The 19,766-nt window shown below is 67.7% G+C and carries 19 protein-coding genes; 6 read left to right on the forward strand and 13 right to left on the reverse strand.

Annotated features, from left to right (window positions below; all coding sequences use genetic code 11):
- Positions 1-184 precede the first annotated feature (184 nt).
- Entirely contained in the window at positions 185-607 is a 423-nt protein-coding gene (locus ABIC90_RS13945; RefSeq protein WP_354354770.1) for a cupin domain-containing protein, read from the forward strand.
- Positions 608-679: 72 nt separating this feature from the next.
- On the opposite strand, the gene ABIC90_RS13950 is transcribed toward ABIC90_RS13945, so the two are convergent.
- The 6 genes from ABIC90_RS13950 to ABIC90_RS13975 all read right to left on the reverse strand — a co-directional run bounded on the left by ABIC90_RS13950 (position 680) and on the right by ABIC90_RS13975 (position 7,833).
- Entirely contained in the window at positions 680-1,642 is a 963-nt protein-coding gene (locus tag ABIC90_RS13950) for an NAD(P)H-dependent flavin oxidoreductase (RefSeq protein WP_354354772.1), read from the reverse strand.
- Positions 1,643-1,740: 98 nt separating this feature from the next.
- The gene (locus ABIC90_RS13955; RefSeq protein WP_354354774.1) at positions 1,741-3,531 is read right to left on the reverse strand and encodes an acyl-CoA dehydrogenase; all 1,791 of its coding nucleotides are present in this window, start codon (positions 3,529-3,531) and stop codon (positions 1,741-1,743) included.
- A 77-nt stretch (positions 3,532-3,608) separates the two neighbouring features.
- Positions 3,609-4,541 carry an electron transfer flavoprotein subunit alpha/FixB family protein gene (locus ABIC90_RS13960; protein WP_354354776.1) on the reverse strand — a complete coding sequence of 311 codons (933 nt, stop codon included), beginning with the start codon at positions 4,539-4,541 and terminating at the stop codon, positions 3,609-3,611.
- Positions 4,542-4,617: 76 nt separating this feature from the next.
- Complete coding sequence (locus ABIC90_RS13965; RefSeq protein ID WP_258351309.1) at positions 4,618-5,367, reverse strand: electron transfer flavoprotein subunit beta/FixA family protein; 750 nt, start codon at positions 5,365-5,367, stop codon at positions 4,618-4,620.
- 137 nt (positions 5,368-5,504) lie between these two features.
- Positions 5,505-6,785 (reverse strand): mechanosensitive ion channel family protein, encoded by a 1,281-nt coding sequence (locus ABIC90_RS13970; RefSeq protein WP_354354779.1) that lies wholly within the window; start codon positions 6,783-6,785, stop codon positions 5,505-5,507.
- Positions 6,786-6,879: 94 nt separating this feature from the next.
- On the reverse strand, positions 6,880-7,833 hold the full coding sequence (locus tag ABIC90_RS13975; protein ID WP_354354781.1) for a histone deacetylase family protein: 954 nt from the start codon (positions 7,831-7,833) through the stop codon (positions 6,880-6,882).
- A gap of 76 nt (positions 7,834-7,909) precedes the next feature.
- Here ABIC90_RS13975 and ABIC90_RS13980 point away from each other — a divergent pair, with 76 nt between their 5' ends.
- The 5 genes from ABIC90_RS13980 (at position 7,910) to ABIC90_RS14000 (ending at position 14,357) form a co-directional block, all read left to right on the forward strand.
- Positions 7,910-8,830 carry an AAA family ATPase gene (locus ABIC90_RS13980; RefSeq protein ID WP_354354783.1) on the forward strand — a complete coding sequence of 307 codons (921 nt, stop codon included), beginning with the start codon at positions 7,910-7,912 and terminating at the stop codon, positions 8,828-8,830.
- Positions 8,827-9,804: a DUF58 domain-containing protein gene (locus ABIC90_RS13985; RefSeq protein ID WP_354354785.1), complete on the forward strand. Its 978-nt coding sequence runs from the start codon at positions 8,827-8,829 to the stop codon at positions 9,802-9,804. The genes ABIC90_RS13980 and ABIC90_RS13985 overlap by 4 nt, the downstream gene beginning before the upstream one ends.
- 730 nt (positions 9,805-10,534) lie before the next feature.
- Positions 10,535-12,559 carry a DUF3488 and transglutaminase-like domain-containing protein gene (locus ABIC90_RS13990; protein ID WP_354354787.1) on the forward strand — a complete coding sequence of 675 codons (2,025 nt, stop codon included), beginning with the start codon at positions 10,535-10,537 and terminating at the stop codon, positions 12,557-12,559.
- Between the two features lie 53 nt (positions 12,560-12,612).
- On the forward strand, positions 12,613-13,728 hold the full coding sequence (gene mltB / locus ABIC90_RS13995; protein ID WP_354354789.1) for a lytic murein transglycosylase B: 1,116 nt from the start codon (positions 12,613-12,615) through the stop codon (positions 13,726-13,728).
- Positions 13,729-13,733: 5 nt separating this feature from the next.
- Complete coding sequence (locus ABIC90_RS14000) at positions 13,734-14,357, forward strand: HD domain-containing protein (protein WP_354354791.1); 624 nt, start codon at positions 13,734-13,736, stop codon at positions 14,355-14,357.
- Positions 14,358-14,368: 11 nt separating this feature from the next.
- Here ABIC90_RS14000 and ABIC90_RS14005 read toward each other — a convergent pair whose 3' ends face one another.
- From ABIC90_RS14005 to ABIC90_RS14035, 7 genes are read right to left on the reverse strand one after another with little or no spacing between them, the layout of a single operon-like run.
- Positions 14,369-14,872, reverse strand: a complete 504-nt coding sequence (locus tag ABIC90_RS14005; RefSeq protein WP_354354793.1) for a hypothetical protein — start codon at positions 14,870-14,872, stop codon at positions 14,369-14,371.
- Entirely contained in the window at positions 14,869-15,954 is a 1,086-nt protein-coding gene (locus tag ABIC90_RS14010; protein WP_354354795.1) for a beta-ketoacyl synthase N-terminal-like domain-containing protein, read from the reverse strand. The genes ABIC90_RS14005 and ABIC90_RS14010 overlap by 4 nt, the downstream gene beginning before the upstream one ends.
- Positions 15,951-16,223, reverse strand: a complete 273-nt coding sequence (locus ABIC90_RS14015) for an acyl carrier protein (RefSeq protein ID WP_354354797.1) — start codon at positions 16,221-16,223, stop codon at positions 15,951-15,953. The genes ABIC90_RS14010 and ABIC90_RS14015 overlap by 4 nt, the downstream gene beginning before the upstream one ends.
- Positions 16,220-17,377: an ABC transporter permease gene (locus ABIC90_RS14020; RefSeq protein ID WP_354354799.1), complete on the reverse strand. Its 1,158-nt coding sequence runs from the start codon at positions 17,375-17,377 to the stop codon at positions 16,220-16,222. The genes ABIC90_RS14015 and ABIC90_RS14020 overlap by 4 nt, the downstream gene beginning before the upstream one ends.
- Before the next feature lie 16 nt (positions 17,378-17,393).
- Positions 17,394-18,332, reverse strand: a complete 939-nt coding sequence (locus ABIC90_RS14025) for an ABC transporter ATP-binding protein (RefSeq protein ID WP_354354801.1) — start codon at positions 18,330-18,332, stop codon at positions 17,394-17,396.
- Positions 18,333-18,349: 17 nt separating this feature from the next.
- A complete protein-coding gene (locus tag ABIC90_RS14030) occupies positions 18,350-19,330 on the reverse strand; it encodes a BtrH N-terminal domain-containing protein (RefSeq protein WP_354354803.1) in 981 nt (326 codons plus the stop codon).
- Positions 19,327-19,722 (reverse strand): hypothetical protein, encoded by a 396-nt coding sequence (locus ABIC90_RS14035; protein ID WP_354354805.1) that lies wholly within the window; start codon positions 19,720-19,722, stop codon positions 19,327-19,329. The genes ABIC90_RS14030 and ABIC90_RS14035 overlap by 4 nt, the downstream gene beginning before the upstream one ends.
- Positions 19,723-19,766 lie beyond the last annotated feature (44 nt).

Genomic DNA, 19,766 nt, shown 5'->3' on the forward strand with positions numbered 1-19,766 from the left:
GCGAGTTCTGCGAGACCCCGCCCGTCGCGAGCAGCGCAGGGAAGCCCGAAGGGCCGGTGACGTCGGCCGCCCAAGGGCACAGCACCCATCGCCGCCAACCCCCGAGGCGAAACACAAACAAGAAACAGGAACGCTTTATGCGTGCTGCAGCGCAGCACACCAACCATCCGCGAAGGAGCGCCCCATGCTGGACCGTACCGCCACCCAGTTCTCCCACGTCAAGCCCGGTGACACAGAATTCGTCTCGGGCGGCCTGCGCGATTTCTTTCTCTACCGCGACCTGGGCATTGCGCAAGCCACCAACGGCAAGGTCATCGCGCATCTGGTCAAGGCCAACATGGCACCCGAAACGGGCACCGGCTGGCACCTTCACGAGGCGGATTTCCAGATCGTGATCATGGTCAAGGGCTGGGCGCGCTTCATGTACGAGGACAAGGAAACCCTGGTCGAGGCCGGCGACGTGGTCCACCAGCGGCCCGGCATCCGGCACTTTCTCTTCGACTACTCACCCGACATGGAGTACCTGGAAATCGTCTCGCCAGCGGACTTCAAGAGCGTCGACGTGGAACCGGTCTGCGAGATTCCGCCGCCCACGCCCTGGAAGTAGCAAGTCTTCAGCGGTCACTTGGGCGCCGGCGTCGAGTGCGCGGCGGCGATTGCCAAAACAGGCTTCGCTCGGTCAGAGCGCGAGCCGCTGCCTGGCTTCCTGATACTCGCGCTTGAGCTTCTCGATGAAGGCCGCGGCGCTGGCCACTTCAGTCACGGCGCCGATGCCCTGGCCCGAGCCCCAGATGTCTTTCCAGGCCTTGGCCTTGCTGCCGTCGCCGCTCGCGAAGTTCATGGTCTTGAGGTCGCCTTCGGGCAGGTTCGCCGGGTCCATGCCCGCCTTGACGATACTGGGCGCGAGGTAGTTGCCGTGCACGCCGGTGAAGAGGTTCGAATAGACGATGTCGTCCGAGTTGCCGTCCACGATGGCCTGCTTGTAGTCGTCGCTGGCGCGCGCCTCTTCGGTGGCGATGAAAGCGGTGCCGATGTAGGCGAAGTCGGCACCCATGGCCTGCGCCGCGAGCACCGCGCCCCCGGTGGCAATGGAGCCCGACAGCGCGATCGGGCCGTCGAACCACTGGCGAATTTCCTGCACCAGCGCAAACGGGCTCTTCACGCCCGCGTGGCCACCGGCACCGGCCGCCACCGCGATGATGCCGTCGGCACCCTTCTCGATGGCCTTCTGCGCGAACTTGTTGTTGATGATGTCGTGCAGCGTCACACCGCCGTAGCTGTGCACCGCGTCGTTCACGTCGGTGCGCGCGCCCAGCGAGGTGATGACGATGGGCACCTTGTACTTCACGACCATCTCCATGTCGTGCTCCAGGCGGTCGTTGCTCTTGTGCACGATCTGGTTGATGGCGAAGGGCGCGGCGGGCTTGTCGGGGTTGGCCTTGTTGTAGGCCGCGAGTTCTTCGGTGATCTCGATGAGCCACTCTTCAAGTTGGGCCGCGGGGCGTGCGTTGAGCGCCGGCATCGAGCCGACCACGCCGGCCTTGCATTGCGCAATCACGAGCTTGGGGTTGCTGATGATGAACAGCGGCGAGCCGATGATCGGCAACGGCAGGTTCGCCAGGACGGGGGGCAGCTTGGACATGAAGTCTCCGGAAATGGTGTTCGGTTTTATAAGAGAGGAAGCCCGCGCCGCCGGTCAGATGGGCGACACGGGCCGTAGCGAGCCGTGAACCCGGGGCGTCAGAACGCGTCGAGCGCCAGCGCGGTGACGCTCTCGGCGCCGTCCACGATGCTGTCGCGGATGCCCGGCACCTTGTTCAGGATGTGCTCGGCATAGAAGCGCGCGGTGGCGATCTTGGCGAGCATGAAGTCGGTGTCGAAGCTGCGCGAGGCGAGGTCCTCGGCAATGATCAGCGAGCGCGCCAGCTGCCAGCCGGCCACGAGATTGCCCGCGAGCATGAGGTACGGCACGCTGCCCGCGAACACGGCGTTGGGCGAGGCCTTGGTCTGGCCCGCGACGAAATCGACCACTTCGATGAAGGCTTCGCGCGCGGCCTTCAGGCGCTTGTGCACTGAGGCGGCGGCGGGGCTGTCGCTCTTGGCGAGCTCGGCTTCGGTCTTCTCGATTTGCGCGGCGATGGCCTTGGCCGTCTGGCCGCCGTCGCGCGCGGTCTTGCGGCCCACGAGGTCGTTGGCCTGGATGGCGGTGGTGCCTTCGTAGATCGTGAGGATCTTCGCGTCGCGGTAGTACTGCGCAGCGCCCGTCTCCTCGATGAAGCCCATGCCGCCGTGCACCTGCACGCCGAGCGAAGTCACTTCGAGGCTCATCTCGGTGCTGTAGCCCTTGACCAGCGGCACCATGAATTCGTAGAAGGCCTGGTTCTGCTTGCGCGCGTCCGCGTCGGGGTGGTGGTGCGCGGCGTCGTAGGCAGCGGCAGCGACCGAGGCCATCGCACGGCAGCCTTCGGTGTAGGCGCGCATCGTCATCAGCATGCGCTTGACGTCCGGGTGATGAATGATCGGTGCGCTGGCGTTGATCGAACCGTCGACCGGACGGCTCTGCACGCGGTCTTTCGCGTAGGCCACGGCGTGCTGGTAGGCGCGCTCGGCAATCGCGATGCCCTGCATGCCCACGGCGTAGCGGGCCGAGTTCATCATGATGAACATGTACTCGAGGCCGCGGTTCTCCTGGCCGACGAGGTAGCCCACCGCCCCACCGTTGTCGCCGTACTGCAGCACGGCGGTCGGCGAGGCCTTGATGCCCATCTTGTGCTCGATGCTCACGCAGTGCACGTCGTTGCGCTCGCCCAGCGCGCCGTCCTTGCCGACCACGAACTTGGGCACCACGAACAGGCTGATGCCCTTCACGCCCTCGGGCGCGCCGGTCACGCGGGCCAGCACGAGGTGCACGATGTTCTCGGCCATGTCGTGCTCACCGTAGGTGATGAAGATCTTGGTGCCGAACACCTTGTAGGTGCCATCGGGCTGCGGCTCGGCACGGCTGCGCACCATCGCCAGATCGCTGCCGGCCTGCGGCTCGGTGAGGTTCATCGTGCCGGTCCACTGGCCGCTCACGAGCTTTTCGAGGTACACCGCCTTCAGTTCGTCGGAGCCCGCGGTGAGCAGCGCTTCGATGGCGCCGTCGCTCAGCAGCGGACACAGCGCGAAGCTCATGTTGGCCGAGTTGAGCATCTCGCCGCAGGCCGCGCCGATGGTCTTTGGCAGGCCCTGGCCGCCGAAGTCCGACGGGTGCTGAAGACCCTGCCAGCCGCCCGCGACGTACTGCGCGAAGGCGTCCTTGAAGCCGGGGGTTGTGGTGACCTCACCGCCCTTGAACGACGAAGGATTGCGGTCGCCTTCGATGTTCAGCGGCGCCACCACGTCCTGGTTGAAGCGCGCGCATTCCTCGAGCACGGCCTGCGCGGTTTCAAAGCCGGCGTCTTCGAAACCCGGCAGCTTGGCGATTTCGCCGATGTTGGCCAGGTGCTCGATGTCGAACAGCATGTCCTTGAGGGGGGCGGTGTAGCTCATGTGTTGTCTCCAGATACGGCGGATACGAAAAGGGCATCGCGAACGATGCCCTTCGGCTCAATGCAGCGATGCGGCGATCAGAGCGCCTTCACCAGTTCCGGCACGGCCGTGAACAGGTCGGCCACGAGGCCGTAATCGGCCACCGAGAAGATCGGCGCCTCTTCGTCCTTGTTGATCGCGACGATGACCTTGGAGTCCTTCATGCCGGCCAGATGCTGGATCGCGCCCGAGATGCCCGCTGCGATGTACAGCTGCGGCGCGACGATCTTGCCGGTCTGGCCCACTTGCCAGTCGTTCGGGGCGTAGCCCGCGTCCACGGCGGCGCGGCTGGCGCCCAGGCCCGCGTTGAGCTTGTCGGCCAGCGGCGCCATCACTTCGGTGAACTTCTCGGCGCTGCCCAAGGCGCGGCCACCCGAGACGATGATCTTGGCGGCCGTCAGTTCGGGGCGTTCGCTCTTGGTGACTTCGCGTCCGACGAAGCTGCTCTTGCCGCTGTCTGCGACGCCTTCAGCGGTTTCGACGGTGGCGCTGCCACCCGTTGCTGCGGCTGCATCGAAGCCGGTCGTGCGGACCGTGATCACCTTGGTGGCGTCGCTGCTCTGCACGGTGGCAATCGCGTTGCCGGCGTAGATCGGGCGCTCGAAGGTGTCGGGACTGACCACCAGGGTGATGTCGCTGATCTGTGCCACATCGAGCTTGGCGGCCACGCGCGGTGCGACGTTCTTGCCGTTGGCGGTCGAGGGGAACAGGATGTGGCTGTAGTTGCTGGCGATGGCCAGGACTTGAGCGGCCACGTTCTCGGCGAGGTTCTCGGCCAGGCTCGGGCTGTCGGCGGCGATGACCTTGGTGACGCCAGCGATCTGGGCGGCCGCCTTGGCTGCTTCGGCGGCATTGGCACCGGCCACCAGCACATGCACTTCACCGCCGCAGGCCAAGGCTGCGGTCACGGTGTTGAGGGTCGCGGGCTTGACGGTCGCGTGGTCGTGTTCGGCAATAACAAGTGCGGTCATTTTTTGTTCCAAAAAATTCTGATCAGTTGAGGACAGAGCTTGCGGCTGCGCCGCTGCGGACTATCCCGCAATGACTTCAAATTACCTTCGCTTCGTTCTTCAGTTTGTCCACCAGCGTCGCCACATCAGGCACCTTGATGCCCGCGCCGCGCTTGGGCGGCTCGCTGACCTTCAGGGTCTTCAGGCGCGGCTTCACATCCACGCCCAGGTCTTCAGGCTTGAAGACATCGAGCTGCTTCTTCTTGGCCTTCATGATGTTGGGCAGCGTGACGTAGCGCGGCTCGTTCAGGCGCAGGTCGGTCGTGATGACGGCCGGCAGGCTCAGGGAGATGGTCTCCAGGCCGCCGTCGACTTCGCGGGTGACCGTGGCCTTGTCGCCAGCGACTTCGACCTTGGAGGCGAAGGTGGCCTGGGGCAGGTCGGCCAGCGCAGCCAGCATCTGGCCCGTTTGATTGGCGTCATCGTCGATGGCCTGCTTGCCGAGGATGATCAGCTGGGGCTGCTCCTTGTCGACCAGCGCCTTCAGGAGCTTGGCGACAGCCAGCGGCTGCAGCTCTTCGGTGGTTTCCACGAGGATGCCGCGGTCGGCACCGATGGCCATCGCGGTGCGCAGGGTTTCCTGGCACTTGGCATCGCCGCAGGAGACGGCGATCACTTCCGTGACCACGCCCTTTTCCTTCAGGCGCACAGCTTCTTCGACAGCGATCTCGTCGAAGGGGTTCATGCTCATCTTGACGTTGGCAATGTCCACGCCGGTGCCGTCGCTCTTCACGCGCACCTTCACGTTGTAGTCGACGACCCGTTTGACAGGTACAAGAACCTTCATTGACTTGACTCCATTGGATTGCAAAAAGGGGGCTTCGAGGGCAGCCGGTCATTCTAGGGTTCGACCCCTGCGCCCCAAGGCGTTCGTTCAGACCGGCATCGCAGGCGATCAAAAAGAACGGTCGTGCTATTTAACGATTATAAAACAGCGTTTGGCGCCGGCGCCATCTCCGGCGGCAAAGATTCCACACGCAGCACGCGCTGCGGATAGGGAATGTCGATGCCCGCCCCGCGCAGCCCCTGGAGGATGGCGACATTGATGGCCGAGCGCAGGTTGTCCTTGCCCTTCTCAGGGTCGGCCACCCAGAAGTGCAGGCTGAACTCCAGCCCGTCGGGCGCGAAGTTCACGAGATAAGCCACAGGCGCGGGGTCGGTCATCACACGCGGCTGCACCTTGGCCGCCTCGCACAGGATGCTCTGCACCTGCGCCACGTTGCTCTCGTAACCCACCACGATGTTGGTCGTGATGTTGAACTTGCGGTCGGCCAGCGACAGGTTTTCCACCCGGCTGGTGATCAGCGATTCGTTGGGCACGATGGCTTCGCGCCCGTTGCCCGCGCGAATGAGCGTGTAGCGCGTCTTGATGTCGGTGATGCGGCCTTCGAAGGTGTCGACCTTGACGTTGTCGCCGATGCGGATCGAGCGCTCCAGCAAAATCACGAAGCCGCTCACATAGTTGGCCGCCAGCTTCTGCAAGCCGAAACCCAGGCCCACGCCCAGCGCGCCGCCCAGCACCGAGAGCGCCGTGAGGTCCACCCCCACCGCCGACAGCGCGAACAAGAGCCCGATGAGCAGCAGGAAGGCGCGCACCGCATTCGATGCCACCTTGCGCATCGACAGGTCGGTGACGGCTTCGCGCAGGATGCGCTTCTCGATGGTCGAGGCGATCCACAGCGCGATCACCAGCACCAGCCCGGCCGACAGCACGCCCTGGAAGATCGTCTGCACGCTCACCCGGGTCTTGCCGAAGGCCAGCGTGATGTTGTCCAGCTCGGCCAGCACCGGCGGCAACAGGCCGACGATCCAGAGCACGGCGGCGATCCACGCGAGCCAGGAGATGGTGCGTTCGATCAGCCGCACCAGGTTGGAGGTGGGAAACACCGCCCGGAGCACCCGCGCGAACAGGCGGATGACCAGGAGCGACAGAAACACCGACACCGCGATGCGCAGCACCAGCACCGTCTGGAAATCGATCACCACGCGCCGTGCAAGGTCGGTGAGCACCAGTGCGAGCAGCGGAAACAGCACGCCGTCGAAGGTGTTTTCACCGAACCAGATGGAGTCCTTGGGCTGGTCGCGCCCGAACCATTTGCAGACGGCCCACGCCAGGGCCACGCAGGCGGCCAGCACGGCCAGTTCGATGCCGATGCCGCGCGCATCGACCTGGGCGAGGCGTTGTGTGAAGTCGTTGAAGGTCATCAATCTGGGACCGTTCGGGCTGAGCTTGTCGAAGCCTTCGCAGCGCTTCGAGAAGCTCAGCGTGAACGGACTGTCTTTCGATCAGGAATACGAATCAGAGGTCCGCGAGCACGCGGATATGGGCTTCCACGCTGCGCGCCAGGGCGTCGAGGTTGTAGCCGCCTTCGAGCATCGAGACGATGCGGCCGCGCGCGTGGCGCCTGGCGACGTCGCGGATGCGGCCGGTGATCCACGCAAAGTCGTTCTCGTTGAGGCCCAGCTGGCCCAGGTCGTCCTCGCGATGGGCGTCGAAGCCCGCGCTGATGAAGACCATTTGCGGGCGGAATTCTTCGAGCCGCGGCATCCAGGCGGCCTCGATCAGCTCGCGCACGTCCATGCCCTTGGTGTAGGCCGGGATCGGCAGGTTCAGCATGTTCGACGCCGGGTGGTCGGTGCCGCTGTACGGATAGAAAGGGTGCTGGAAGAAGCCGACCATCAGCACGCGCGGATCGTTCGAGAGGATGTTCTCGGTGCCGTTGCCGTGGTGCACGTCGAAGTCGACGACGGCCACCCGGTCGAAGCCGTGCACCTCCAGCGCATGCCGCGCCGCGATGGCGATGTTGTTGAAGAAGCAAAAGCCCATGGCCTGCTCGCGGCAGGCGTGGTGACCGGGCGGGCGCACCGAGCAGAAGGCGTTCTCGATGTCGCCCGAAATCACCGCATCGGTCGCGGCAATGGCGGCGCCGGCGCCGCGGCGTGCGGCCAGCAGCGTGAAACGGTTGAGCGAGGTGTCGGGGTCCAGCAGCGCGTGGTCGGGGCCGCCCGCGGGTTCGTCGGCCACCAGGCGCTGGTGAAGTTCTTCCAGGTGCTCCACGTGCGCCACGCTGTGGGCCCGGGTGAGCTGCTGCAGCGTGGCCAGCGGCACTTCGCAGTGCTCCAGCGCGTCGCCGACGCCCGATACCAGAAGCCGGTCTTCGATGGCATCCAGTCGCTCGGGGCACTCGGGATGACCCCGGCCCATGTCGTGCTTCCAGAAGTCTCGGTGTGTGAAGTAGCCTGTCTTGCCCATGTCTCTTGTCGCGTGTAGACCTCACGCGGCATGGGGCCGCAAGGTCTTACGGTATCGTTTGCATATGGATACAAATATGGACGTTGCTGCGAAGCTTGCCACTTTGCTGAGTCAGCTTAACACGGTGATCGTGGGCAAAGAGGCGCAGGTGCGCGACTGCGTGGCATGCCTGCTCGCTGGAGGACACCTGCTGATCGAGGACGTGCCGGGGGTCGGCAAGACCACCCTCGCCCATGCGCTGTCGCACACCTTCGGCCTGCAGTTTTCGCGGGTCCAGTTCACCGCCGACCTGATGCCGGGCGACCTGTCGGGCGTGGCGATCTACGACCGGGGGCAGCAGGCCTTCGTGTTCCACCCCGGCCCGATCTTTGCGCAGGTGCTGCTGGCCGACGAAATCAACCGCGCAAGCCCCAAGACGCAGAGCGCCCTGCTCGAAGCCATGGAAGAAAAGCAGGTCACCATCGAAGGCGAGACCCGCCCGCTGCCCACGCCCTTCTTCGTGATCGCCACGCAGAACCCGCAGGACCAGTTGGGCACCTTCGCGCTGCCCGAGTCGCAGCTGGACCGCTTCCTGATGCGCATCTCTCTCGGCTACCCCGACCGCGCCGCCGAGCGTTTGCTGCTCTCGGGCGCGGACCGCCGCGAGATGCTGGCCGGCCTGCCCGCCATGCTGACCGCCGGCGAACTCACCGCCATCCAGCAGCGCGTGCAGCAGGTGCATGCCTCCGAGCCGCTGCTCAACTATGTGCAGGACCTGATCGCCGCCACGCGGTCGGGCCGCTGGTTCCTGCAGGGCCTGTCGCCGCGCGCCGGCATTGCCGTGCTGCGCGCCGCGAAGGCGCAGGCGCTCCTGGCCAACCGGAGCTACGTGGCGCCTGACGACGTGCAGGCCGTGCTGCCGCAGACGATTGCGCACCGGCTCACGCCCGTGGGCGATGCGGGCCGCGGTGCTGTCGAGCAGGTGCGCGCAATGATCGCGGCCGTCCCGCTGCCGTGAATCCGGTCGGCGCCCTGCGCTCGCGCATCGACGGCTGGTTCCTGTCGCGGCGGCCGCCGTCGGACAGGCTGGAACTCACGCAGCGCAACGTCTACATCGTGCCCACGCGGGCCGGCTGGACGTTGGCCGCCACGCTGCTGGTGCTGCTGGTCGCGTCGATCAACTACCAGCTCAACCTGGGCTACCTGCTGACCTTTCTGCTCGCGGGCAGCGTGGCGGTCGGCATGCATGTGTGCCATGCCACGCTGCGCGGGCTCGCCATGCACATGCAGCCGCCCGAGGCGCACTACGCGGGCGCCGCGGCCGTCTTTCGGGTGGTGCTGCACAACACGCGCCGCAGCGTGCGCTACGGCATCGGCATGGCGGTGCGCGGCAGCGGGCAATGGGCCTGGACCGATGTGCCGGCCGAGGGCACGTCCACCGTCGAGATCGCGTTCCTGCCCGAGCGGCGCGGGCTGCATGCCGTGCCGCCCTTGACGGCCGAGACGCGTTTTCCGCTCGGCACCTTCCGCGTGTGGACGGTGTGGCGGCCGGCGGCGCAGATGCTGGTGTATCCCACGCCCGAGGCGCACCCGCCGCCGTTGCCGGCCGGCGAACCGCTGTCGGGCCCGGCGGCGGCTTCGGCGGCGCTGCGTCCGCAGGGCGCGGGCGAGTACGACGGCGTGCGGGCCTACCGGCGCGGCGATCCGTTGAAGCTGGTGGTGTGGAAGAAGGCGGCGCGGGCGCAGGCGGCGGGGTCGGAAGACCTGGTCAGCCGCGATACGCAACACACGCAGCGTGAAGAGCTCTGGCTCGATGCGCAGGCTTGCGGGGTTGTCGATACCGAGGCCCGGGTGTCGCGGATTTGTGCTTGGGTGTTGATGGCGGATCGGTTGGGGGTGGATTACGGGGTTCGGGTGGGGGGGAGGGTTTTGAAGCCTTCTCAGGGGGAGGCTCATCGGAGGGCTTGTCTAGAGGCGTTGGCTTTATGTTGATGTGTTGTGTGATGGCTTCCCGGGGCCGGGTCTCGGCCCGGCGGCCGACCTACTTTTCTTTGCTTCGCCAAAGAAAAGTAGGCAAAAGAAAGGCGACCCTGCTGTGTGTGTCCCGCAGCGAAGCTGCGGGCAACCTGCGGTGCTCGCGGTTCGCGGGGTCTCGCAGAACTCGCTTCGCTCAAACAGCTGCGAGCCCTGATCCGCGAACCGCTGCGCTCCTCGGCACACCCAGAAGGGCTTTGGACGGGCCATCGCTTCGCTCGGCGCTCGACACCATGCGGGCCTTCGCTGCGCTCGGCTTGGGTTGCGGCTGCTCTCCTCGGGGAGGGTCGGGGTGGGGGCAAGCAGCGTGCCTATCGAGCGCTCTGCCTGCCCCCATCCCAGCCTTCCCCCAAAGGGGGAAGGAGCAAGTCAAGTCGGCGGCCGAGCGAAGCGAAGGCCCGACTGAAACCCGAGGCCGAGCGAAGCGACGGCCCGAACGGTGCCCCCTCCCCTCTGGCTGCGCCGAGGAGCACAGCGTTTCGCGGATCAGGGCCGCAGCTGTCCGAGCGCAGCGAGTTCTGCGGACCCCGCGAAACGCGAGCACCGCAGGTCGCCCCGTAGCAACGCGAAGGGGTCGCAGACAGTGGGGTCGCCTTTCTTTTGCCTACTTTTCTTTGGCGAAGCAAAGAAAAGCAGGTCGCCCGCCGGGGCGAGACCCGGCCCCGAGACAAAAAAGAGAGCACACAACATGAACAACCTCATGCAAAAGCTCTCAACCTTGCCAAGAGACGCAAGAGACACCCTCTTCCTCCTCACAGTCATCGCCCTGATCGTGCTGCCTCAGGTCGAGAACCTCCCCTGGTGGTGCACCCTCCTCACAGCCCTGGTCCTCCTCTGGCGCGGCTCCCTCGCCGTAGAAGCACGCCCCCTCCCCAGCCGCTGGTGGCGCATCGCCCTCCTGGCCCTGGCGCTGGCAGGCACCTACGCCACCTACCGCACCCTGCTGGGCCGCGACGCCGGCGTGACGCTCATCGTCATCCTGCTGGCGCTCAAGACCCTGGAGCTGCGCGCCCGGCGAGATGCCTTCGTCGTCTTCTTCCTGGGCTTCTTCGCGATGCTCACGAACTTCTTCTATTCCCAGTCGCTGCTGACCGCGTTCACCATGCTGCTCGCGCTGCTGGGGTTGCTGACGGCGCTGGTCAACGCGCACATGCCGGTCGGCCGGCCGTCGCTGATGCAGGCCGCGCGCACCGCTGGCTGGATGGCCCTGCTCGGCGCGCCGATCATGCTGGCGCTGTTCCTGCTGTTCCCGCGCTTCGCGCCGTTGTGGGGCACACCCAGCGACGCCATGGCCGGGCGCACGGGCCTGTCGAACACGATGCGCGTGGGCACCATCGCCGAGCTGGCGCTGGACGACAGCATTGCCGCGCGCGTCAAGTTCGAGGGCAACCGGGCGCCGCCGCAGAGCCAGCTCTACTTTCGCGGACCGGTGCTCGCGCAGTTCGACGGGCGCGAGTGGACGGCGCTCTCGCCCTGGGCGCGTGGCGGACAGGGCGCCGCCAACCTGCGCGTCAGCGGCGAGCCCGTGCGCTACGAGGTCACGCTCGAACCAAGCAACCGCCCCTGGCTGCTGACGCTCGATGCGGCCCAGCGGCCGCCCGAAGGCCCCGGCCTCGAGGTGACCGGCACGCCCGACTTGCAGTGGATCGCGAACCGCCCCGTCACCGACCTGCTGCGCTACAGCGCCGAAAGCTACACGCGCTTTTCGAGCGGGCCGACCCGCCGCATCGGCGGACAGCTGCAGGCCTACCTGGCCCTGCCGCCCGGCAAGAACCCGCGCACTGCCGCCCTCGCCGCCGAGATGCGCGGCGACCCCCAACTGGCCAACGCCGACACGCCGGCCTTCGTGCAGTCCGCGCTGCGGCGCCTGCGCACCGGCGGCTACACCTACACGCTGGAACCCGGCGTCTACGGCGACGACACAGCCGACGAATTCTGGTTCGACCGCAAGGAGGGTTTCTGCGAGCACATCGCCTCGGCCTTCGTCGTGCTGATGCGCAACCTCGGCGTTCCCGCGCGCATCGTCACCGGCTACCAGGGCGGTGAACTCAACACCATCGACAACTACTGGACCGTGCGCCAGCGCGATGCGCACGCCTGGGCCGAAGTCTGGCAAGAAGGCGCGGGCTGGGTGCGCGTGGACCCGACGGCTTCGGTTTCCCCCGGCCGCATCGGGCAGTTCCAGCGGCTCGCGCCGCAGCCCGGGCTGTTTGCCGGCGCCATCGGCGCGATGAGCCCGACGCTGGTGCAGAACCTGCGCGCCGCCTGGGAGGCAGTGAACAACAGCTGGAACCAGTGGGTGCTCAACTACACACAGAGCCGCCAGCTCAATCTGCTGAAGAACATCGGCTTCGATGCGCCGAGCCTGGAAGACCTGGCCTATGTACTGCTTTACCTGCTCATCGCCGCAAGCATCGCGGGCGCCGGCTGGACCCTGTGGGAGCGCACCCGGCACGACCCCTGGCTGCGCCTGCTGGGCCAGGCGCGCACGCGCCTGCAGAAGGCCGGGCTGCCCCTGCCCGAGACCACGCCGCCGCGCCGGATGGCCGCCGAGGCCGATGCGCGCTTCGGCACCGCCGCGCAACCGGTGCGCGACTGGCTGCTGAAGCTGGAGGCCCAGCGCTACGCGCCGCAGGCCGCGCCGGGCGCGCTGTCCGAGCTGCGCGCGGAGTTCCGCCGCCTGAGCTGGCCCGCCGCAGCGCCGCGCGGCTGAAACCACATGTGTCCCGCCGAAGCGCTCGCGCGAGCGGGCGGCACAATCGACGCATGCGATTTTTCTCCTCCAAGCCTTCTCGCGCCGCCACAGCCGCCGTCGCCCTTCTCGCCGCTTGCTGCGCGTGGTCCACGCAGGCGCTGGCGCAAAAATCTTCCGCGTCCGGCAATCGCAATGGTGCGAGCAACAGCAGCACCGTGCGCGGCGGCATCCCCTACGCCACGCGCGAAGACGCCATGCGCTTCGCCGACGACGTGGCCGAACGCCGCGGCCTGGACCGCGAATGGGTGCGTGCCACCATCGGCAGCGCCCGCTTCCTGCCCAATGTGCCGCGGCTGATGCTGCCGGGCCCGGTGGGCACGGTGAAGAACTGGCAGACCTACCGCAGCCGCTTCATCGACCCGGTGCGCATCGCGGCCGGCGTGCGCTTCTGGCGCGCCAACGCCGACACGCTCGCGCGCGCCGAGCAGGTGTACGGCGTGCCGCCCGAAATCATCGTCGGCATCATCGGCGTGGAAACCATCTACGGCCGCAACATGGGCAGCTTCCGGGTGATCGACGCGCTCGCCACGTTGTCGTTCGACTTTCCGCAAGGCCATCCGCGCGCGGCCGAGCGCGAGACCTTCTTTCGCGGCGAGCTCGAGAGCTTTCTCAGCACCGAGAGCCGCACCGCCGAAGACCCGCTGGTCCCCGTCGGCAGCTATGCCGGCGCCATGGGCATGCCGCAGTTCATGCCCAGCAGCATCGCCAAGTACGCGGTCGATTTCGACGGCGACAGCCGCATCGACCTGGTCAACAACCCGGCCGACGTGATCGGCTCGGTGGCGAGCTACTTCAAGGGCTTCGGCTGGACGCCCGGCATGCCGTCGATCTACCCGGTGCACTTCGAGGAAGCGCGGCTCAAGAAAGAGCTGCTGCTCGCACCCGACATCCTCCCCACCTTCAGCGCCGACAGCTTCGTGGCCGCCGGTGCCGTGCCCGAGGGCGAAGGCCTTCGGCACAAGGGCCTGCTCGCGCTGGTCGAGCTGCAGAACGGCGCCGACGCGCCGCCCACCTATGTGGCCGGCACGCGCAACTTCTACGTGATCACGCGCTACAACTGGAGCAGCTACTACGCGATGTCGGTGCTGGACCTCGGCCAGGAAGTCAAAGCCGCCATGGCGCAATAGCCGCCATGACACCCGAAGCGCTGCGCGCGAACTGGACCGCCGCCTGGCAGGTGCTGGGTGTGGCCGCACCCGCGCCCGCGCTGTGCGCCGAACTGCAGCACTGCTACGGCGAGCCGCAGCGCCACTACCACACGATGCAGCACCTGGGCGAATGCCTGGTCTGGTTCGAGCGCGAGAAGGCGCTGGCCGAGCGGCCCGGCGAAGTGGCGATCGCACTGTGGTTCCACGACGCCATCTATGACGTGCATGCCCACGACAACGAGGCCCGCAGCGCCGACTGGGCGCGCGACGTGCTGCGCGCGGCGGGCGCGGCACCGGAGGCGGCCGAACGCGTCCACGCCCTCGTGATGGCCACGCGCCACGATGCGGTGCCCGAAGGCCGCGATGCCGAATTGCTGATCGACATCGACCTGTCCATCCTCGGCGCCGACGAGGCGCGCTTCGACGAATACGAGCGCCAGGTCCACACCGAATACGCCTTCGTGCCGCTTGAGCTTCGCCTGCCGCGGCGCCGCGAAATCCTGCAGCGCTTTCTGGACCGCGAGGCGATCTACGCCACGCCGCGGATGCATGCGCTGCTCGAAGCCCGCGCACGCGCCAACCTCCGGCGCTCGATCTCTGCGGCATAGCCGCTGCCGGGTCAGGCCGGCACCAGCCGCCACCACTCGGAGCGCGCAGGCTCCGCGTCGCGCTCCTCTTCGACGATGCCGAACAGCAGCCCGTCACGAGAAGCACCGAGCTGGGACAGCTGAAGCAGGCGCTGCGCATCCTGGCACAGCATGAAGCTCGCGTCGCCCTGCCATTCGAGGCAGCGGCCGACTTCGGCGAGCATCAGCGCGGGCTGGCTCTGCATGAAGGTGAACGGCATCGGCAGGCCGGCATCGAGCTGCTCCAGCCCCGTGTGCATGGCGCGCCAAGCGCCGCGCTTGCTGGCCACCCGCAGGCGCGCGCCCTGGGGCAGCGCGGCTTCGTTTGCCGCGTCGAGGCAGCGCCGCGCACCGTACATCGCAAGCTCGGTCCACACGCCCACGCGGCGCGGCCGGCGGCCGAGGCGGATGGCCAGCTCGTCGCGCCAGTCCGCGGGCGGCGGATGAACGACGAAGTGAGCCGCGGTGCGCCAGACGGTCGAGCTTCCCGAATTCATGCGTGGCAATCCTCGATCAGCAGCGAAGCATGACCGCCGCCGAAGCCGACCACGTTGAGCAGGATGTTGCGCAGCTTCGCGGGCGCCTCGGTGGCCAATGCAATGCCCAGCGTCGGGTCCAGCGCGTAGCCGATCGACGGCCACGCCCCGCCCTCGATGCAGCCGACCAGCAAGGCCAACTCCGCGGCGCCCGCGGCACCCAACGTGTGGCCGAGCGACGACTTGAGCGACACCAGCGGCGGCAGCCGACCGAACACCTCCTTGAGCGCATTCACCTCGATGGTGTCGTTGACCAGGCTGCCCGCGGCCTGCACCTTGATGAGGTCGATGTCTTCCGGGCCGAGGCCGCTCTGCGCGAGCGCGGCGCGGCACATGGCGCGCACGGCGCTGGCCTCGGTGCCCGACGGGTTGCGCCCGTCGACCACGTTGGCACCGCCCGTGATGCGCCAGCGCGACGGGCGCGCGCTCAGGCGCAGCGCCGCGACGGCTTCACCGAGCACCAGGCCCTTGCGCTCGGCGCCGAAGGGCTGCGCGCTGCCCGGCGCCAGCAGTTGCATCGCGTGGAATCCGGCGGCGGTGAAGCGGTTGTCCATTTCGGCGCCCAGCACCAGCGCCTCGTCGTTGCCGCCGTGGCGGATCAGGTCGGTGGCCGCCAGCACGGCGTTGAGCGCCGACGTGCAGCCCGTGGAGACGGTGAAGACCGGGCCTTGCCAGTCGAGCGCCGAGGCGACGAGGCCGGCAAAGTCCTGCAGGTCGCCGCCGAAGCGCAGCGCGGGCTTTTCGAACTCCATGCCGCCGATGTCCAGCGACGACGAGGCCACGAAGAGCGGCGCGGTGCGATCGCCCCATTCGCCGGTCTGCGCGACCACGCTGCGCGCGGTGTGCTGCACGCGCCGGGTCCAGTCGCCTTCTTGCGGCGGCAGCTTGTAGACCGTGCAGCCCACACCGTCGGCCAACGCCACGGGGGTGGGCGGCACGCCGCCGCGCCCCAAGGCGTTGAGCGCGGCGGGCATGTCGTTGCCCAACACGCAGGCCAGGCCGGTCGCGGCCAGGTACACGTCGCCGTTCACGCCGCCGCTCATGCCTTGCCCGCCTGGGCAAGGTGCTCGGCAAGGTGGGCGATGGAGGTCAGCGCACGGCGTGTTTCCTTGCTGTCGGGCATGCGCACGCCAAAGCGCTGCTGGATCGCCATCGACACCTGCAGCGCATCGAGCGAATCGAGGTCCAGCCGCGCCTGCGGACCGAACAGCGGCTCGTCGTCGCCGAGGCCGCCGGGGGGCGCCTCTTTCTCGACGGACTCGAGCACCATCGTCTTCAGGTCGGCAATGAATTCAGGAGAAACGGTGCTCACGGTGTGCGCCTGCGAAACAGAAAGACCGCCACGAAGAACATGAACGCCGCGAACACGGCCAGCCGTCCGATCTGCGGCAGGGCATCGGCCACGCCGCCGCCGCGCAGCAGCACGGTGAGCAGGGCTTCGAGCCCCCAGTTCATCGGCGAGACCTCGACCAGCCGCTGCATGAAGCCCGGCATGACGAACTTCGGCACCATGATGCCGCCCGCCGCCGCCATCAGCACATTGACCATCGGCCCGAGCGTGGCGGCCTGCGCATGGCTGCGCACCAGGCAGGCCAGCGCGAGCGACAGGCTCACCGCCGCCAGGCTGATGGCCGCGAGCGAGAGCAGCAAGGCGCCCCAGTGGATGCCGGCGAGCGACAGCGCATCGCCGCCCACGAGCGGCATGAACCAGATGCCGGCCGCCAGCATCAGCAGCGCCTGCAAGGCGTTCACGCCCAGGTACGGCAAGGCCTTGGACGCCAGCAGCATCGAGCGCGACACGCCCAGGCTCTGCAGCCGGCCGAGCGCGCCCGAGCTGCGCTCCTGCACGAACAGGCTGGAGAGCGAGGCCACGACGAAGAACATGCCGAACACCAGCCACGCGGGCACGTTCTGCTGCACCGAGGTGGGCCGTGGGCCGGCGGTGGCGAAGCGCTCGGCCTGCACCATCGCCTGGATGGAAGCATCGGGCGCCGGGCCGGCGGTGCCGGGCACCGCGAGCGCAAGGCGCGCCTTCAGCTCGCCCGAGGCGCCGATGAGCTCCGCGCGCAGTGCATTGAAAAGATTGGCGTCGATGCCCGGCTCGGTGAGCAGCCGGATGTAGGGCTTGGTCGACAACGCGGCCGACTCCAGTTCTTCGGACAGCCCGGGCTCCAGCACGATCACGTACTTGAGCGTGCCGTTGCGAAGGCGCTCTTGCCAGTCCGCGCCCAGCGGCTGCGGCGCACCGTGGTTGCGCTGCCAGAGCTGCTGCAGCCACTGGGCGGGCGTCGCGGTATCGCGGACGTCGACGGCGTAGCTCAGCTCGGCGAGCGGCGGGCGGTAGATGTCCTTCAGGGTGAGCGACATCAGCACGATGAAGACCATCGGCATCAGGAACAGCACCGCCAGCCCATGCATGTCGCGCACGAGGGCGAGCAGTTCCTTCTTGATGAGCGCCAGCAGCATGGGGTTCAGGGCCTGTTCAGTCGCGCAACGAGCGGTGGGTGAGCGCCATGAAAAGCTGCTCGAGGTCATGGCGGCCGAACTCGGCATGGCGCACCACGATGCCCGAAGCTTCGAGCGCCGCGAGTACCGGGCCGGGGCCGGTGTCCGCGTTCAGGTGAATGCGCCAGTGCGCCGCGCCCTCGCCTGCCTCCACCGTGCCGAAGCGCGACAGCATCTGCGCATCGAGCCCGTCGGCGGCCAGCGTGAGCAGCATGGCGCTGCGCGACAGCAGATCGTCGAGCGAGCCTTCGCGCAGCACGCGGCCGTGGTCGAGGATGGCCACGCGGTCGGCGATGGCCTCGATCTCTTCCATGTAGTGCGAGGCGTAGATCACCGCAGCGCCGGCCTGCGCGAGGCTCTTGATGGCGTCCAGGATGAACGCGCGCGATTGCGGATCGACACCCACGGTGGGCTCGTCGAACAGCATCAGCTCGGGTTCGGGCAGCAAGGCGATCGCAAGGTTGAGCCGACGCTTCAGGCCGCCCGAGAGCCGGTCGGCGCGCACGCCCGCGAACTGCTCGAGCTGGGCGAACTGCGTGCAGCTTGCGATGCGCGATTTCTTTCTCGCGCCCGACAAACCGCCTGCCGCGGCAAAGCACGCGAGGTTCTCGGCAACCGTGAGCATCGGATAGAAGGCCTGCTCCTGCGGCGCCACGGCAATGCGCGTGGGCGTCTTCGCACGCACCTGCTTCAGCGCCTGCCCGTCGATGCGGATCTGGCCGGACTGCACGGCCAGCGCGCCCGACAGATGGGAAATCAGCGTCGTCTTGCCCGCGCCGTTGGGCCCGAGCAAGCCCAGCACGCAGCCCCGGGGCACCGCCAGCGACACATCGGTCAGCGCGGCCGCGTCGGCATGCGGATAGCGGTAGCCGAGCTGTTGCAGTTCGAGCATCGGGCCGTCAAGAGCGGGCTGCAACGCGGGCCTCATTCAGGTCAGGCGACGGCCGCCTTGAGATCGCGAAAGAAGGCTTCCTCCTGCTGCGCCTGCTCGCGCAGCTTGCCCGCCAGCGCCACCGGATCGACCGGCTCGCGGCCCTTGACCATGCGCGCCGCCTTGAGTGCAAAGGCGCGCCAGCCGTCGCCGATGGCGATCAGCCGCTCGGACATCTGCTGCAGTTGCGGCTTGTCGAGCAGCTGGGCCGCCTCTTGCAGAAAGCCCGCGTAGATGAAGCGAAAGCCCGCCCCGCCCGTGCCGATTTCTTCCTGCATGCGCACCAGGTGGCCGATGAAATCGACGCTGCGCGGGTCGGTGGCCGAAAGCCGTTGCAGCCGGTTGGCCAGCATGCGCATGCCGCGCACGCCGACGATGGGAATGGGCGCGAGCATGCCGCGCACCGTCTTGCGGATGGCCTTGGTCACCGAGGCGGGATCGACCGCCTTGCGCTCGATGGCCTGCGGGTAGTACATGAGCCCCTTGGGCGCGAGCACGCCCTTGGCAAAGCGCGCGCGCAGCAGGTCGGCGCTCGCGCAGCGCACGGGCTCCTCGAACACCGGGTCGCTGATGAGGTAGTCGTCGCCGTCCTTGCCGTAGACCAGCAGGTTGTGCGCGTTGAAGTGAAAGCGCATGTTCGGCGGAAAGTACGGCAGCCAGTACACCGAGGTCTGCAGGCCCACGAGCTGGCCGTCGGCCAGGAGCGCATCGAGCCGCCGCTGGCCCTTCTCGGGACTGCGGAAGGTCTCGAAGCGAAAGCGCGCGGCCATCGGCGCCATCAGGCCCTTGATGATGGCCTTGGGCGGCATGCGGTACGAGATGAGCGGCAGGCCCGACAGCTTGATGAACGGCAGGTAGGCGAACGACAGCGCCGACGACAGGCCCAGCGCCATGCTCTCGGTCATCGGTGCACCGTGGTGGCGCATGAGGCTGGAGATGACACCGCTCTCGCAGTGCGCCGCCTGTTGGTGTTGAAAGTTCACGGCAGGCCCTGCAAGGTGGAAATCGGAAGGCCCAGCGCCTCGGCGTAGCGCGCGAGCTGCGCCTGCGAAAGACCGGCGAAATGCCGCGGCTGCAGGTGGCGCCGCACGCGCCACTGCCAGAAGCCGCTGGTCTGCGAGAGCAGCGCCACGTCCATGCGGCGCTCGTACATCCAATATTCGAGCGGCGATGCGAGCCCGGCCTTGACCCGCTCTTTCGCCTCTTTCGCCTGCTCGACCAGCACATCGACCGCATGGCTGGTGACGATCTCTTCCGCCTCCCAGCCGCGCGAAGTGGTGGTCACGACGCGGCCCTGCGCGTCGCGGGCGTACATCAGCTTGGAATGGCCGGCCAGGGTCGCGTTGCCCTCCTGTGGAACTGCGTCGAGGTCCATGTCAGGCCTCCCGCCGGGCCGCCCCAAGGGAGGCCTGCGCCCCC

The sequence above is a fragment of the Variovorax boronicumulans genome (genome assembly GCF_040544675.1).
GTDB classification, from domain to species: domain Bacteria; phylum Pseudomonadota; class Gammaproteobacteria; order Burkholderiales; family Burkholderiaceae_C; genus Variovorax; species Variovorax boronicumulans_D.

Coding starts and splice junctions, on each gene's coding strand:
- ABIC90_RS13945 (WP_354354770.1), top strand. CDS start 185: ATGCTGGACCGTACCGCCACCCAGTTCTCCCACGTCAAGCCCGGTGAC.
- ABIC90_RS13950 (WP_354354772.1), bottom strand. CDS start 1,642: ATGTCCAAGCTGCCCCCCGTCCTGGCGAACCTGCCGTTGCCGATCATC.
- ABIC90_RS13955 (WP_354354774.1), bottom strand. CDS start 3,531: ATGAGCTACACCGCCCCCCTCAAGGACATGCTGTTCGACATCGAGCAC.
- ABIC90_RS13960 (WP_354354776.1), bottom strand. CDS start 4,541: ATGACCGCACTTGTTATTGCCGAACACGACCACGCGACCGTCAAGCCC.
- ABIC90_RS13965 (WP_258351309.1), bottom strand. CDS start 5,367: ATGAAGGTTCTTGTACCTGTCAAACGGGTCGTCGACTACAACGTGAAG.
- ABIC90_RS13970 (WP_354354779.1), bottom strand. CDS start 6,785: ATGACCTTCAACGACTTCACACAACGCCTCGCCCAGGTCGATGCGCGC.
- ABIC90_RS13975 (WP_354354781.1), bottom strand. CDS start 7,833: ATGGGCAAGACAGGCTACTTCACACACCGAGACTTCTGGAAGCACGAC.
- ABIC90_RS13980 (WP_354354783.1), top strand. CDS start 7,910: ATGGACGTTGCTGCGAAGCTTGCCACTTTGCTGAGTCAGCTTAACACG.
- ABIC90_RS13990 (WP_354354787.1), top strand. CDS start 10,535: ATGAACAACCTCATGCAAAAGCTCTCAACCTTGCCAAGAGACGCAAGA.
- mltB (WP_354354789.1), top strand. CDS start 12,613: ATGCGATTTTTCTCCTCCAAGCCTTCTCGCGCCGCCACAGCCGCCGTC.
- ABIC90_RS14000 (WP_354354791.1), top strand. CDS start 13,734: ATGACACCCGAAGCGCTGCGCGCGAACTGGACCGCCGCCTGGCAGGTG.
- ABIC90_RS14005 (WP_354354793.1), bottom strand. CDS start 14,872: ATGAATTCGGGAAGCTCGACCGTCTGGCGCACCGCGGCTCACTTCGTC.
- ABIC90_RS14010 (WP_354354795.1), bottom strand. CDS start 15,954: ATGAGCGGCGGCGTGAACGGCGACGTGTACCTGGCCGCGACCGGCCTG.
- ABIC90_RS14020 (WP_354354799.1), bottom strand. CDS start 17,377: ATGCTGCTGGCGCTCATCAAGAAGGAACTGCTCGCCCTCGTGCGCGAC.
- ABIC90_RS14035 (WP_354354805.1), bottom strand. CDS start 19,722: ATGGACCTCGACGCAGTTCCACAGGAGGGCAACGCGACCCTGGCCGGC.